Origin of the sequence: Pseudomonas sp. 22072 (assembly GCF_052046095.1) — a bacterium.
Taxonomy (GTDB): Bacteria; Pseudomonadota; Gammaproteobacteria; order Pseudomonadales; family Pseudomonadaceae; genus Aquipseudomonas; species Aquipseudomonas paracarnis.
Genome location: NZ_JBQEQE010000019.1, coordinates 77,623 through 92,917, shown reverse-complemented (window position 1 = coordinate 92,917; position 15,295 = coordinate 77,623). Strand labels below are relative to the sequence as shown.

Below are 15,295 nucleotides of genomic sequence, written 5' to 3'. Positions count from 1 at the left end.
GTTTCATTCTGAAACCGAGCGCCTAAACTCTGTATTCTGATCGCCTGAACGCGAGCGGAGTACGGAGTTTTTTCGTTGTGGCCCAGGTTATGCACACATCCCTGCGATACCCTGGACTTCTTATTCGACAGGCCGGTTCTTGTGCAGCAAAGGTGGACGTCCCCATGATGCGTCTTTGTGCTGTTTTGGTACTTTCGCTGTTGGGCGGCCTGGTTTCAGTGCACGCCGCACCGGCACCGCACCCCCATTGGAGTGTGGGGTTTCATCGCATGAGTGTGCTCGACCCGCTGGATTCGCAGCCGATGAAGGCCATCGCGTTTTACCCTTCCACCGATACCGAACGCACCACGCCGCTGGGCGCCTATCAGGTCGCGGCCAGTGAAGATGCCAAGGTTGCTATCGGCCGTTTTCCGATGCTGATGCTGTCCCACGGCAACACCGGCACGCCCCTGGCCCTGCACGACCTGGCTACGTCACTGGTGCGTAAGGGATTCGTAGTGGTGGCGGTCCTGCATCCCGGCGACAACTATAAGGACCACAGCCGCCTGGGCACCGTGAGTAATCTGTATGGCCGGCCGATCCAGATATCCCAGGCGATCACCGCGACCCTGGCCGATCCGATGCTGTCGCCCTTTGTCGATGTCGATCAGATTGGTGTCATCGGTTATTCCGCCGGTGGCGAGACGGCATTGATTCTGGCAGGCGCCAAGCCTGATTTCGAGCGCCTGCGTCGCTACTGCCAGGAACGCCCCGAAGACCGCGACGCGTGCACCACCAAGGGCGAGTTGGTGGTTGATCGCGACGACTTGCAACCCCAGGCTGACCCGCGCATCCATGCGTTGATGCTGATGGCGCCGCTGAGCTTGATGTTTGGCCGCCATACCCTGGCGGACGTGCATGTGCCAGTGCTGCTCTACAGTGGCGATGGCGACCAGTTGGTGGCAGTGGACAAAAACGCCGCCGCCCTGGCGCGCAAACTGCCAGAGCCGCCGGACTTCAAGCTGTTGGCCGGGGCAGGGCACTTTGTATTCATGGCCCCGTGCGACAGTGATCAGCTGGCGACAATGCCAGGCATCTGCACCGATGCCGATGGTGTCGACCGTGAAGGGATTCACCGCGATATGGTCTCCGAGGCCGGGCGCTTTTTCAGTCGCACCCTCGGTGAGGCAACGCGTGCCGGCCTGCAGACGGCTGATCAGTAGGCGCGGCGCCTGAGCAGTACGGTCAGGGCGAGCGCGCTGACCGACAGCAACGCGGCGCAGAAGAATATCCAGCCGTAGCCAAGATTCAACGCCACGGCACCCATCAACGGCCCGGCGATCGCCAGGGCCAGGTCGAAAAATACCGCATACGCACTCAGCCCCGCGCCGCGGCTGCTGTCCGGCACTTGCTTGATAGCTTCCACGCCGAGCGCCGGGTAAACCAGTGACAAACCAAAACCGGTCAACCCTGCGCCGATCAAGGCCACGCTGGTAGACGGTGCCAGCCACAGCAGCGTCAGGCCCAGGGTTTCGATGATCATGCAGGCGATGGCGGCGGTGAACCCGCCAAACCGGCTGATGGCTGAGATAAACACCAGGCGCGAGAGAATAAAGCACACACCAAATACCGTCAGGCAATACGCCGCACCGGCCCAGCCACGATTCAGGTAATACAGGGTGATAAAGGTCGTCAACGTGCCGTAGCCAATCGAAGCCAGGCACAGGCTGGCGCCGAACGGTGCGATACGCCCGAACACCGCCCAGAACGGCAGCCGCTCGCCACGTACCACCGGCACCGACGGTTTATTGCGGATCAGCACCAGGCCCAACGCCGCCAACACCGCCAGGGCAAGACCGAGGCTGGTGTAGCCGTAATCAGCCACCATCACCACGCCAAGTGGCGCACCAATCGCAATCGCGCCGTAGGAGGCGATGCCATTCCAGGAAATCGAGCGTGCGGTGTGCTCAGCGCCCACCGCGCCCATGCACCAACTGATGGTCCCCACGCCAATCAGGCCCTGGGCCACGCCGAGTAACAGGCGACCGGCGATCAGAATACCCAGGCTCAAGCTCGGCAGACTTTCCAGCAGCGTGGCGATAAAGGTCAGTACACCGCTGATCAGAATGCCGGCCAGGCCCAGCACGATCGCGCGTTTGGTACCGACGTTATCCGACATCCGCCCGGCCATCGGACGGCTGAGCAGCGTGGCCAGGTACTGCGAACCGATGGTCACCCCGGCCACCACGGCGCTGAAACCCAGTTGCTCGTGCACATAGCCTGGAATCACCGCAATCGGCAGGCCGATGCAGATAAAGGCAATGAAGGTGTAGAAGACGATGGAGACGATCTTGAGGGTGATCGACAGGGAGGAGGGGGCGGCAGGCATGAATATTCAATCGCTGGCGGGCGGTGAATGCATCATGGCATAACCTGCATCCCTGTAGGAACGAGGGGCGCCTGCAGTAGATCCCTGTGGGAGTGGGCTTGCCCGCGAAGGCGGTGTGTCAGTCACTGAATCTTTAGCTGAACCACTGCTATCGCAGGCAAGCCAGCTCCCACACGGGTCATGTATCCCCCACAGAGTCAGCGCCCGGCACAATGCGGATGCAAAAAGCCCCGTCACAGGGACAGGGCTTTTTCTTGCAGCTTTCAGCCAAGTGGTGCTCTTAAAACACCACACCCTGGCTACGCAGGTAGTCGTCATAGGTGCCGCTGAAGTCGATCACGCCGCTTGGGCTCAACTCGATGATGCGGGTGGCCAGGGACGATACGAACTCGCGGTCGTGGCTGACGAAGATCAGCGTGCCCGGGTAGTTCTCCAGCGCCAGGTTCAGCGCCTCGATGGATTCCATGTCCAAGTGGTTGGTCGGTTCGTCCATGATCAGCACGTTGGGCTTTTGCAGGATCAGCTTGCCGAACAGCATGCGACCTTGTTCACCACCGGAGATCACTTTGACCGACTTCTGGATTTCGTCGTTGGAGAACAACATGCGGCCCAGGGTGCCACGAATCATTTGCTCGCCTTGGGTCCATTGGCCCATCCAGTCGAACAGGCTCACGTCGTCTTCGAAGTCGTGGGCGTGGTCCTGGGCGTAGTAGCCCAGCTCGGCGGCGTCGGTCCACTTGATGCTACCGGCGTCCGGGGTCAGTTCGTTGACCAGGGTGCGCAGCAGGGTGGTCTTGCCGATACCGTTGGGGCCGATGATCGCCACGCGCTCGCCGGCTTCAACTTGGAAGCTGAAATCCTTGAACAGTGGCTTGCCGTCAAAACCCTTGGCCATCTTTTCGACCATGACCGCCTGGCGGTGCAACTTTTTGTTCTGCTCGAAACGGATGAACGGGCTCACACGGCTCGATGGCTTGACTTCGGCCAGCTGGATCTTGTCGATCGCCTTGGCACGGGAGGTCGCCTGCTTGGCTTTCGAGGCGTTGGCCGAGAAGCGGCTGACGAAGGATTGCAGTTCGGAGATCTGCGCTTTCTTCTTGGCGTTGTCCGACAGCAATTGCTCGCGGGACTGGGTCGCCACGGTCATGTACTCGTCGTAGTTGCCCGGGAACAGGCGCAGCTCGCCGTAGTCCAGGTCAGCCATGTGGGTGCACACGCTGTTCAGGAAGTGACGGTCGTGAGAGATGATGATCATCAGGCTGGAGCGCTGGGTCAGAATGTTTTCCAGCCAGCGGATGGTGTTGATGTCCAAGTGGTTGGTCGGTTCGTCGAGCAACAGCACTTCCGGGTCGGAGAACAGCGCCTGGGCCAGCAATACGCGCAGCTTCCAGCCTGGGGACACTTCGCTCATCGGGCCGAAATGCTGTTCCAGGGGAATACCCAGGCCCAGCAGCAGCTCGCCGGCGCGGGATTCGGCGGTGTAGCCGTCCATCTCGGCGAACTCGGTTTCCAGCTCGGCCACGGCCATGCCGTCTTCTTCGCTCATTTCCGGCAGCGAGTAGATGCGGTCGCGTTCGGCCTTGACCTTCCACAGCTCCTCGTGGCCCATGATCACGGTGTCGAGCACGGTGAATTCTTCGTAGGCGAACTGGTCCTGGCGCAGTTTACCCAAGCGCACATTCGGCTCCAGCATGACCTGGCCGCCGGACGGGTCGAGGTCGCCACCGAGGATTTTCATGAAGGTCGACTTGCCGCAACCGTTGGCACCGATCAGACCATAGCGGTTGCCGGCGCCGAACTTGACCGAGACGTTCTCGAAGAGCGGCTTGGCGCCGAACTGCATGGTGATGTTAGCTGTGGAGATCAATTACTTTACCTATCAATGGGTTGCGAGCGTGACGGCAGGTGCCTTCAGGCATGCGTCAACAGCGACATCAAGGCGCGAAACCCGGTCGCTGAACACAAAATTGGGGATGTGTGTTGGAATTTGGCGCGCATTGTCGCATATGTCAGGCGACAGTTGTATGGCGAGCGAAGGATGGTTTTGCCAATGTCTCAGGCATAGCCAGCCACAACAGCATCAAGGCAGCGGCTGCAACCGCTGCCAACGTCAGGAAGGCCGCGTTGTAGCCAGCCTGCTGCACCACGAAGCCGGCCAGGCTGTTGCTGAGTGCCGCGCCCAGGCCGAATACGGTGGAGAGGGCGCCCAGGCTGACGTTGAAGCGGCCGGTGCCTTGGGTCAGGTCTTTGACGATCACCGGGAACAGGGCGCCGAAAATGCCGGCGCCGATACCGTCGAGCATCTGCACGGCCACCAGCCAGTAGGGGTCGCTGGATAAGGTATAGAGCACGCCACGCAACGGCAGTATCAGGAAACCTGCAAGCAACAGCGGCTTGCGCCCCCAGATATCGGCCTTGAGCCCGACTAGCCAGGCCATCGGCACCATCACCAACTGTGCGGCGACAATGCAGGCTGACGTCAGCGGAGTGGCCATCTGCAGATTGATCTGCGCCAGTTTCTGGCTGACCAGCGGCAGCATCGCGGCATTGGCCAGGTGAAACAGTGCGCAGCAGATGGCAAACAGTAGCAGCGGTTGGTTGGCCAGCAATGCTTTCAGGCCCGAGGGCTGTTCGTGGTCGGTGTGATGGGCCGGATCAAAACCACGGGCGACCTCATGGTCAATCGCCTCGGCCGGCACGCAACTGACCGCAATGACACTGGCGACGGCCATAAACGCCATCAGGTAGAACACCACCACCGGCCCGAACAGGTAGGCCAGCCCGCCGGCCAGCAGCGCGGCCACGGCATTGCCGGCATGGTTGAAAGTCTCGTTGCGCCCGGTACGCCGGGTGAAGGCACGCGGCCCGGTGATCCCCAGCGAAATGGCGGAAATTGCCGGAGCAAAGACAGAGGCAGCTACGGCGCTGGCAGCTTGGGTCAGCGCCACCCAGCCAAATGAACTGACGAAGGGCAGCATCAGGCAACTGCCCGTCACCAATAGCGCGGCAATGGCAACCACCGCGCGTTTGCTGCGAGTGCGGTCGATCAGCGCACCCGCGGGGCCCTGGGTCAGCAAGGCAGCGATGCCTGCGAGGGTCATGACCACGCCAATGCTGGCCGGCTCCCATTGATGGACGGCCAACAGATAGATCGCCAGGTACGGTCCGAGACCGTCGCGCACATCGGCAAGAAAGAAGTTCAGGCTGTCCAGGGATAAAGCGATGCGCAGGTCTGAATGACGGGCCACGGTGCGACCTTCAAGAGCGGCGTTCAGGGGCTGAGCGCGCGTTGGGATAATGACCGGTGGGCTGGGCGATAAGTTTCGCGGTGGGCCAGGGTTTCCTCCTGCGCGCATTTAATTTACTTTCCGAAGCCCACTGGAATGAATTTCTGGAGAAGCAATGGACATGCCCTCAGCGCAAGAGGCGATCGCCAGCAATAGAAATGCCTGGGACGAATCCGCCGGGTTGCATAAAGACACCGCGACCTGGGCGGCACTGCTGGACTCGGTAGCCGAGCCTGATTTTTCCTGCCTGGACCCGACCATCACCACCTTGCTGCAAGAGGTAGGCGTGGTGGGCAAGGACGTGGTGCAATTGTGCTGCAACAACGGGCGCGAAAGCCTTTCGTTGTATGGCTTGGGCGCCCGTTCGGTGGTGGGGGTTGATCAATCCCGGGCGTTTCTTGAACAGGCGCGCGAGTTGGCCGAGGCCTCGCCACACAGCCCTGAGTTCATTGAGACCGATAACCACCATTTGCCCGAGCGTTTGCAGGCACGGTTCGATATTGCCCTGGTGACCATCGGCGTGCTGGGCTGGATGCCGGATGTGGCGTTGTTCATGCGCCAGGTTGCCAGTGTGCTGAAGCCCGGCGGTACGTTGGTCATGTACGAAACCCATCCCTTTCTTGAGATGTTTGACCCCCGTGGGGCCAACCCTATGCTGCCTGCCAGTTCTTACTTCCAGCGTGAACCCTTTGTGCTGCAGGAGGCAATTATCTATGAAGGGAAGGATGAGCGGCCCGGGCCGACCTCCTATTGGTATGTACATACCCTGGGCAGTGTGGTCAGCGGGGCTATCGCAGCGCAGATGCAGATCGCTCATTTGCAGGAATACCCGCATTCCAACCGGGAAGAACTCTACGATCAATATGAGCATCAGGCCGCGCAACTGCCCCTGTGCTTTACCCTGACAGCGATCAGGCGTGATGGCTGATCAAGGTTTGCACACGCAAAAAAAGGCCCGCGAGGAGAAGGCGGGCCAAGGGATTCACTGGAGTAGGTAGGCTTCACCCTATAGGTCGAAAAGTGAAGGCCTTGTGAAAATGCCGTGATCAAATCGGATAATCACGTCTTATGTGTCCACCTGTGGCGAGGGAGCTTGCTCCCGTAACGGCCTGCTAGCCACCGCCTATCTGCCTGACGCCCCGCGTTCCAACCTGTGGGAGCTGGCTTGCCCGGTGTTCAGTGACAGATTAGTTGACTGACCCACCGCTATCGCAGGCAAGCCAGCTCCCACATTTGATCAAGACCGCCGCACAAAGGTGCGCATGGTTTGCCCTGGGCCAGTGCTGAATACAGTGGGCCTGGGCATGCCCTCATCCGCTGCGATAAACACGAAATCATCGCCGTCGAGCCGGTAACTGGCGGGGAGTTGCTTGCCTGCATCTTCGCCGATGGCGTCCGTCCAGGTGATGCTTTTGGGTGTGGTACTGGCGTCCAGCTCGAACCGACCCGCCAGCAATATTTCGCCACTGACCGTGGTCACTTCGAATCGATCCCCCGCAATTGTCGTCGTTGCTCCCGGCGCGCTGTGGGCATCCACTGGGTTGAGCACGCCACTGTCTTCAAGGGCTGTTTGTTCCCAAGTGCCTTGCAGTGCGCGAAAGTCCGAAGCGGAAAGGGGTGACATGCAAACTCCTTATTGCTGTTCAAAAAAATGTTCAATTGTAGTGAGGCTGACACTGTTCCACCTGTAGGCGAAATTTTTTTCTTTATAAGACAGGTATTTGACAGCTTTTTCATGTTGTATTGACTACGCTTGCAACCAGATCAGTCTGACATGGCTGTGTGTTTTGGCTTACTCACCGAAATGAAACCGAAATAATCCCTAAGTTTGTGGGATATTTCAGGGGACTGAGTGGTCACATCGCCATTGGTCTGCCGTATCCAGGGCGTTGTCCCTGATTTTTGAAGTCATTCAGACTTCTGAGAATGATGGCCTTTTAGTATTATTTTAAGGTGTTCTTATTTTGAATCGTACTTCCCCGCTTCCGCCTTCCGCAGCGTCTGATGAAATTGATTTATTTGAATTGTTTCACGCCATCTGGCGACAAAAAAAGCTGGTGATCGGGTGTACGCTTCTGGCCGGGGTATTAGGCGCAGGTTATGCCTTCCTGGCACCCAAGACCTATGAGGTCAGCAGTGTGTTACGGCCTGCGGCTATCAACGAGTTGGACGCCTTGAACCGTTCGGAAGTGTATAAGTTGCCGCCTGCCGATGCGCTGCTCAAGGTGGGCGCGCAGTTGGATTCCTATGATGCGCGCCTGGGGTTCTTCAAGGATCATGAGGAGTTGTTCAAGGCGTTCAAGAAACCGGGGCAAACCCTTGAGCAGAGCTTTGAGGCGTTCAACCGCAATTCGGTCAATCTGATTTTGCCCGATCCGAAGAAATCCGATTCGTTGAGCAGTTATATCCGTCTGGAGTTGCAATACCCGACCGACGTCGATGGTGTTGCGATCCTCAACGGTTTTGTGGACTACGCCATTGCCGCCGAGCGTCAGCAGGTGGGTGCCGACCTGAAAGTTATCGTCAATAACCGCTTGAGCGAGCTCAAGGGCAAGATCGACGCTGCCCGCGCCAATTACGATACCGATAAAGAATCGAAAATCGCCAAGCTGCTGGAAGCTGACCGGCTCAAGCGTGCCCAACTGCAGGATGAACTCAGCGCCCTGCGCCTGCAGATGAAGATGGAACGCACCAACCGCCTCGCCGAGTTGGCCGAAGCTATCAGCATTGCCAAGTCCATGGGCATTCGTACACCAACAACGCCGTCCTCTATGGCCGACTCCACCCGCACGGGTTCGAGCCAGGTCATGCGGACCGAGGTGAACAACCAGAAGATCCCGCTGTATTTCATGGGGACCGAGGCGTTGGAAGCCGAACGCGCTGCATTGCAGCAGCGTACCAGCGACGATTTCACCAACCCGCGCATTGCCGAGATCGGCAAAGAGCTGCAACTGCTGGAAAGCAACCGCGAGGTTGAGGTGCTGCGCAAGCGGGGCAATGAAGATATCTTCTTGCAGGACGTCGAGCCGCTTCGCGCTGAAGTCGCCAGGTTGCGTGGTTTGAATATCGATATGAGCAACCTCAAGCTGGTGACGATTGACCGTCGAGCCCAGGAGCCTCTGTCGCCGATCAAGCCGAAAAAACCGCTGGTCATCGCATTGAGCCTGGTCGGCGGCCTGTTGCTGGGCCTGATGATTGCGCTGATCCGCTACTTCGTTCGCAGCCGCACTCAGGCAGTGCCCTATACGGCATTAGGGGATCGCCGCGAGGATAAAGACACCCCGCTGTAACCCTTCAAACGCCCTCAAACAGGCAGGCTCAAGGGCCTGCCTGCTCCTACCCCCAGCACACTCAATAGACAGCTTTTCACAATTCTTAGTTAACCTTTGGTTACAAAGTGTGGCTAAATAACTGCCAATGGTGGCACGCAGGCGGTTATCCGCCGGCCGTGTCACCTGTATGTGAATTGTGATTTCAGGTGCTGCTTATCCATCCTCGGCCGTTGTGGGCTCGCAGGAGCAGCCTGTTCTCTCCCTGACGTGTGACGAATCCCTTGAAACTCATCATTGTTGCTCTCTACGTTGCTTCCATTGCGTATGTACACCTGCGTGGTCGGGTGCGACACAAGCTGGGTCGCCAGCTTAGTGATCACTCGACGTTCCTGGCGCCGATCAACTGTTTCCTGTACCTGTTCTCCAAGCAGCCCAGCCGTCCCTACCTCTCGCCCAGCGACTTTCCAGACCTGAGCCCATTGCAGGAGCACTGGGAAGAGATCCGCGAAGAAGGCCAGAATCTGATGCGAGCGGGGGAAATCAAGCGCTCGGAGCAATACAACGACGTAGGTTTCAACTCGTTCTTCAAGACCGGCTGGAAGCGTTTCTACCTCAAGTGGTACGGCGACAGTCACCCCTCGGCGATGAAGCTGTGCCCGCGTACCACCGAGCTGGTGCAGAGCATCGGCTCGATCAAGGCGGCGATGTTCGCCGAGCTGCCACCGGGCTCCAAGCTGGTACGTCACCGTGACCCGTATGCGGGCTCGTACCGCTATCACCTGGGGCTGGATACCCCTAACGATCCAGGTTGCTACATCAATGTGGATGGCGAAAGCTATTACTGGCGCGACGGCGAGCCGGTGATGTTCGACGAGACCTACATTCACTACGCGGAAAACACCACCCAACAGAACCGCATCATACTGTTCTGTGATATCGAACGGCCGATGAAGTACCGCTGGGCGGCTGCGTTCAATCGTTGGTTCAGCCGCAATGTGATGGCGGCCGCAGGTTCGCCCAACGATGAGGGTGACAAGACCGGCGGCCTCAACCGTGCCTTCACCCGGCTGTACAAGATTCGCCTGCGTGGCAAGGAGCTCAAAAAGCGCAACCGCACGCGCTACTACCTGGAAAAGTGGGCGATCTTTGCCGGTCTGGCGCTGATCTTCATTCTTATCTGACCTGGCTCAGGGCGCGGATCACCCAGGGGGTTGCGCGCCCAACTTGTCCCACATTTTTTTGCTGATCTTCTGCCGATTGGCATACCCCACCCACGGGTCGTCCTTCAAGGCCTGCAACCGTTGGTGCAGGTTCGCCACTGTCCACTGTTGGGCGCCACGCAATCCTTTCAACTCCTCTCGACTCACCGGCACCGACACTGGCAAGCCCGGGCGTGCCCGCACTGAATACGCCGCCACGGTACTGGCGCCGCGGGCGTTACGCAGGTAATCGATAAAGATCTTGCCCACGCGGTTCTTGGGGCCACTGGTGGCGGTAAAGCGTTCGGGCAGTTGGCGGGTCATGAATTGGGCAATGGCTTTGGCGAATGCCTTGACGGTGTCCCAGTTATCGCGCCGGGCCAATGGCACGATCAAGTGCAGGCCCTTGCCGCCGCTGGTTTTGACGAAAGCCTGCAAGCCCAGCTCATCAAGTACCGACAGAGTCAGTTGGGCCGCTTCCAGCATGGCTTTCCAGGGCAAGGCCGGGTCCGGATCGAGATCGAGCACGAACAGGTCGGGCGTTTCAATCTTGTCTGCGGTAGCGCCCCAGGTGTGAAACTCGACCGTACCCATTTGCACCGCGCGGACCAGGGCTTCCACGCTGTCTATTTCCATCAGGCGCGCATGGCCTGGATCCAGCGCCGGGTCCAATTGCTTGATGTGGGGTATTGCCATGCGCTCTGAGTGTTTCTGGAAGAACTGCTCACCTTCGATCCCTTCCGGCGCGCGCAGCAGGGACACGGCACGTGCGCGCAGAAAGGGCAGGATCCATTCGCTGATATCGGTGTAGAACTGTGCCAATTGCTGTTTTTGCGTGCCGCTGTGCTTGTCGATAATGCGCTCGGGGTGAGTGATTTTCACGTTCTTCACCGTTGCCTGCGCTTTACCGGCTTTCGATGCCTGCGGTGCCTTGACCGACTTGGCCGCGCGCGGCTGTTCATGAATGATCTGCGAGGCTGGCTTGTCGGTGCGCAGGCTCACAAACGCGGCCTGGCGCACCACGCCTTCACGGGTCCATTCGGCAAATTGCACTTCGCCTACCAGGCTCGGCTCAACCCAATGCACGCCGCGGGCCTGGGCACTGGTCAATGGCTTTTGCAGTGGCGAGTCCTTGCGCTCGAGCGGCGTGAGCTTGGCATAGATGGTTTTCAGCGCCGCCTGATCAAAGCCCGTGCCCACGCGCCCGGCATATACCAGGCCGGTGTCATCGTTGACCGCCAACAGCAGCGCCCCAAAGCCGCTGCGCGAACCTTGGGGGCGGGTGTAGCCGACAATCACGAACTCCTGGCGCAGGCGGCATTTGAGCTTGATCCAGTCGGCACTGCGCCGCGACACGTAGGGGCTGCCGGCGCGCTTGCCGATCACGCCTTCGAGCGCCAGGTCACAGGCGCTCTCGAAAATATCGCGCTGGCTGGCGGCAAAGGCTTCGGAGAAGCGCAGCAGTTTGCTTCGGCTGGCGGACAGTGCGGATTTAAGCGCAGCCCGACGCTCCTCGACCGGGTCTTCGCGCTGGTCGCGGCCATTCAAAAAGGGTGCATCGAACAGGTAATAGACGATGTCCAGGCTGCGGCCGATATCGAATGCGTTTTGCAGCGCCTGGAAATCCGGCAGCCCGTCGCCATTGAGGCTGACCACTTCGCCATCCAGCCAACTGTCTTTGAGCTTGAGCGCTTGCAAGGCTTTGCACTGACGCGGCAGGCGCTCGGTCCAGTCGTGGCCGTTGCGGGTGAACAGGCGCACTTCACCGTCGCGAATGCGCGCCATGATGCGGTAGCCGTCGAACTTGATTTCGTAGCGCCAATCACCTTCGGGCGCGCGGTCGACCAAGGTTGCCAGTTGGGGGGCAAACTCGTCAGGCAGGGCAGCGTTGCGCTTGGGCGCTTTGGCTTTTGGCGCGGCCTTGGGTTTGGCCTTGGCCTTGGCTTTTGGCTTGCCCACGACCGCATCGCTGAGCACGCTGGCGGGCTCGGCCTCGACAATATCGAACTCAGAGGCCGGGCGCGCCTGCTGATCGTTTTCCTTGATCAACAGCCACTGCTCCTTGTCACCGCTGCCCTTGAGGCGGGTACGTACCAGCGCCCAGTCACCGGAGAGTTTCTCACCCACCAGGGTGAATTTGAGTTTACCCGCCGCGTAGGCTTTGCGCGGATCATCGTGGGGTTGCCAGATGCCTCGGTCCCACACGATTACATCCCCCGCACCGTATTGGCCGGCGGGAATACTGCCCTCGAAACTGCCATAGCTCAGTGGGTGGTCTTCAACATGCACCGCCAGGCGTTTCTGGCTCGGGTCCAAGCTTGGGCCCTTGGGCACCGCCCAGCTCAGCAGCACGCCATCCAGTTCCAGGCGAAAGTCATAGTGCAGGTTGCGCGCATCATGCTTTTGAATCACAAAGCTCAGGGCCGAAGCGTTACGTTTGCTGGCGGGTGAGCTGCCGGCGGGTTCGGCGGTGATCTTGAAATCGCGCTTGCGGTTGTACTCGCTCAGGGGCTTTGCCATGTCGTTCTCCCGTCAATGGCAGGCTCAAGAGGCCTTGTTATTGGACTTTTTCGCGGCGCTCTTTTTCGCCGCAGGTTTACCCGCCAGGCTGCGTTTGAGCAGTTCGGTCAGGTCGATGACATCCGCGGATTTTCGCTCTTCGCCGCCTTCGGCCGTTTCCACAGCTTCGATCTTGCCGGCCTTGGCCTTCTTCGCCACCAGCGCCCTGATCTTGTCCTGGAAGCTGTCACGGTATTCATCGGGCTGCCAATCGGCGCTCATGTCTTCCACCAGGCGCTTGGCCATGTCCAATTCACCTTTGGCCAGGGTCGGCTTTGTCACATCGCTGCCCAACTCCAACTCATCCAGGCTGCGCACTTCGGCGGGCCAGCGCAGCATGACCAGCACCAGGGCCGACTCCAGCGGCATCAACGCAGCCAGGTGTTGCTTGGTGTGCAGCACCACATTTGCCAGGGCGACCTTGCCGGTTTTTTTCAGCGCTTCGCGCAGCAATGCGTAGACCTTGCCGCCGCGTTTATCCGGGGCGAGAAAGTAGGGCGTGTCGATGTTTTGAAGGGGGATCTGGTCGCTGGCGACGAAGGCGATGATTTCGATGGTCTGGGTGGACTTGGGGTGGGCCGAGCGAATTTCGTCTTCGCTGAGCACCACATAGCGTCCTTTTTCAAAGGCCACGCCCTTGACGATATTGTCCTTGGTGACTTCCTTGCCGGTGGTTTTGTTGATGCGCTTATAGCCCACCGGGTCCATGCTGCGCTTGTCCAGCCAGTCGAAGTCGACGCCTTGTGAAGAGGTCGCCGAGACCAGCGATACCGGGATGTGAACCAAGCCGAAACTGATGGCGCCTTTCCAGATTGCCCGTGGCATAGGTGTTATTCCTCAACGAAGAGCCTGTGTGCTGGTGACTCGCAGAGCACGGCAAAAGTTTCGGCGGATAGATGCTCGGACAGATCGTGTTACACCTGATGAGAAACTATTTAGTGTCACAACGCGAACCCACGGCGTAGCGTGTTATCGAAAGCACGTAGTACTTGGCATAGAGAGGTTTGGCCATGAACCGTTGTGTACGTCATCTTTCAGCATTGGCGCTGGGCCTGGCCCTTGCGCCATTGGCCCAGGGGCAAAATCTGCCAGGGCGTAGCGACTACGGCCCTATTCACCGGGCCAACCCCAATAGCATGCAGGGCACCCAGCCCAATGCACCGGCGGTTCGCAGTATCCAGCCTGTCCCGGCAAACCCGCGGCCGACGCTGGAAAACGGCGGCATCGGCAACCGCTACCCCAAGCAGGAGGCGGCCCCCAGCCGACCAGCCACCGCACCCAAAGCGCCCACCTATGATGCCAACGGCAATCGCCGCTAAGGATTTCGCCTTATGTTTGTAAGTAAAACCCTGCTAGCCGCCCTGTGCGCCAGCGCGTTACTGCCGTTGAGCGCGGCGTATGCCGCCGATAGCCAACAGTTCCCCAGCGAGCAAGGCAGCATCACCGCCACGCCAGTCGCCAAGGGCCTGGACCATCCGTGGGCGCTGGCGTTTTTGCCCGACCAGCAAGGTTTCCTGGTGACAGAATTGCCTGGGCACCTGCGTTTTGTCAGCCCGGACGGCAAGCTGTCTGCGCCTTTGAAGGGCGTGCCGCAGGTATGGGCCAAAGGGCAGGGTGGGTTGCTGGATGTGGTGCTGTCGCCAGACTTCAAGCAAGACCGCCTGGTTTACCTGTCGTACGCCGAAGGCGGTGGCGAGGGCGGCAAGGCCGGTACAGCCGTAGGGCGCGGGCGTTTGGCGGCCGACTTGAGCGGCTTGGAAGACTTCAAGGTGATACTGCGCCAGGAGCCCAAGCTGTCTACTGGCAACCACTTCGGCTCGCGCCTGGCCTTCGACCGTGATGGCTACCTGTTCGTGACTCTCGGGGAGAACAACGACCGCCCCACGGCCCAGGACCTGGACAAGCTGCAAGGTAAAGTGGTGCGCATCTACCCGGATGGGCGCGTGCCGGACGACAACCCCTTTGTCGGTCAACCCGGCGTGCGTCCGGAAATCTGGTCCTACGGGCAGCGTAACCCTCAGGGGCTGGCCCTGAACCCCTGGAGCGGCACGATCTGGGAACATGAACACGGGCCCCGTGGCGGCGACGAAGTCAATATCATCGAGCGCGGCAAGAACTACGGTTGGCCGTTGGCAACCCATGGCATCAACTATTCCCTGCTGCCGATTCCGGAAGCCAAGGGCAAGACGGCAGAGGGCACAGTGGCGCCCCATCATGTCTGGGAGAAATCGCCGGGCATCAGTGGCATGGCGTTCTACGACGCCGACCGATTCAAGGCATGGCAGCACAACCTGTTTATCGGCGCGCTGGCCAGCCAAGAGCTGATTCGGTTGCAGTTCGAGGGGGACAAGGTGATCCACGAAGAACGCTTGTTGGGCGAATTGAAAGCGCGAATTCGCGATGTGCGGCAGGGGCCGGATGGCTTTCTGTATGTGCTGACCGATGAGGATGACGGCGTGTTGTATCGGGTTGGGCTGAATCAGGACTAAACGTACGTGGGGCTGACAGCAGACGCTGATCCAATTGATGCCCTGCGATCCAAGTGTGGGAGCTGGCTTGCCTGCGAAGGCGGTGTTTCAGGCGCTGAATCTGTTACTGCACCACCGCTTT

At 59.6% G+C, this 15,295-nt stretch carries 12 protein-coding genes; 6 read left to right on the top strand and 6 right to left on the bottom strand.

From position 1 onward, the window contains the following. Positions 1-164 precede the first annotated feature (164 nt). Positions 165-1,202 carry an alpha/beta hydrolase family protein gene (locus ACTJLA_RS19415; RefSeq protein WP_034127346.1) on the top strand — a complete coding sequence of 346 codons (1,038 nt, stop codon included), beginning with the start codon at positions 165-167 and terminating at the stop codon, positions 1,200-1,202. Here the strand turns inward: ACTJLA_RS19415 and ACTJLA_RS19410 are convergent. The 3 genes from ACTJLA_RS19410 to ACTJLA_RS19400 form a co-directional block, all read right to left on the bottom strand. Beyond that, positions 1,196-2,368 (bottom strand): MFS transporter, encoded by a 1,173-nt coding sequence (locus ACTJLA_RS19410; protein ID WP_440841924.1) that lies wholly within the window; start codon positions 2,366-2,368, stop codon positions 1,196-1,198. The genes ACTJLA_RS19415 and ACTJLA_RS19410 overlap by 7 nt on opposite strands. Positions 2,369-2,648: 280 nt before the next feature. Then, complete coding sequence (locus ACTJLA_RS19405; protein ID WP_003191057.1) at positions 2,649-4,235, bottom strand: ABC-F family ATPase; 1,587 nt, start codon at positions 4,233-4,235, stop codon at positions 2,649-2,651. 142 nt (positions 4,236-4,377) lie between these two features. After that, on the bottom strand, positions 4,378-5,616 hold the full coding sequence (locus tag ACTJLA_RS19400; protein ID WP_034127348.1) for an MFS transporter: 1,239 nt from the start codon (positions 5,614-5,616) through the stop codon (positions 4,378-4,380). Positions 5,617-5,770: 154 nt separating this feature from the next. Between ACTJLA_RS19400 and ACTJLA_RS19395 the strand changes: the two genes are divergently transcribed. After that, the gene (locus ACTJLA_RS19395) at positions 5,771-6,583 is read left to right on the top strand and encodes a class I SAM-dependent methyltransferase (RefSeq protein WP_440841922.1); all 813 of its coding nucleotides are present in this window, start codon (positions 5,771-5,773) and stop codon (positions 6,581-6,583) included. Between the two features lie 309 nt (positions 6,584-6,892). On the opposite strand, the gene ACTJLA_RS19390 is transcribed toward ACTJLA_RS19395, so the two are convergent. Beyond that, positions 6,893-7,279, bottom strand: coding sequence for a TIGR03067 domain-containing protein (locus ACTJLA_RS19390; RefSeq protein WP_034127350.1), 387 nt, complete (start codon positions 7,277-7,279; stop codon positions 6,893-6,895). Positions 7,280-7,619: 340 nt separating this feature from the next. On the opposite strand from ACTJLA_RS19390, the gene ACTJLA_RS19385 reads away from it, so the two are divergent. Together ACTJLA_RS19385 and lpxO are read left to right on the top strand one after the other, a co-directional pair. Further along, positions 7,620-8,945, top strand: a complete 1,326-nt coding sequence (locus ACTJLA_RS19385) for a Wzz/FepE/Etk N-terminal domain-containing protein (RefSeq protein ID WP_440841920.1) — start codon at positions 7,620-7,622, stop codon at positions 8,943-8,945. A gap of 263 nt (positions 8,946-9,208) precedes the next feature. Further along, entirely contained in the window at positions 9,209-10,108 is a 900-nt protein-coding gene (lpxO, locus tag ACTJLA_RS19380; RefSeq protein ID WP_014718362.1) for a lipid A hydroxylase LpxO, read from the top strand. 18 nt (positions 10,109-10,126) lie between these two features. On the opposite strand, the gene ligD is transcribed toward lpxO, so the two are convergent. Together ligD and ku are read right to left on the bottom strand one after the other, a co-directional pair. Further along, positions 10,127-12,646: a DNA ligase D gene (gene ligD, locus ACTJLA_RS19375; RefSeq protein ID WP_440841917.1), complete on the bottom strand. Its 2,520-nt coding sequence runs from the start codon at positions 12,644-12,646 to the stop codon at positions 10,127-10,129. A gap of 24 nt (positions 12,647-12,670) precedes the next feature. After that, positions 12,671-13,510, bottom strand: a complete 840-nt coding sequence (ku, locus tag ACTJLA_RS19370; RefSeq protein WP_440841916.1) for a non-homologous end joining protein Ku — start codon at positions 13,508-13,510, stop codon at positions 12,671-12,673. A gap of 185 nt (positions 13,511-13,695) precedes the next feature. Between ku and ACTJLA_RS19365 the strand changes: the two genes are divergently transcribed. Next, on the top strand, positions 13,696-14,004 hold the full coding sequence (locus ACTJLA_RS19365; RefSeq protein WP_440841914.1) for a hypothetical protein: 309 nt from the start codon (positions 13,696-13,698) through the stop codon (positions 14,002-14,004). Positions 14,005-14,016: 12 nt separating this feature from the next. After that, positions 14,017-15,174, top strand: a complete 1,158-nt coding sequence (locus ACTJLA_RS19360) for a PQQ-dependent sugar dehydrogenase (protein ID WP_034127355.1) — start codon at positions 14,017-14,019, stop codon at positions 15,172-15,174. The last annotated feature ends 121 nt before the right edge of the window (positions 15,175-15,295 follow it).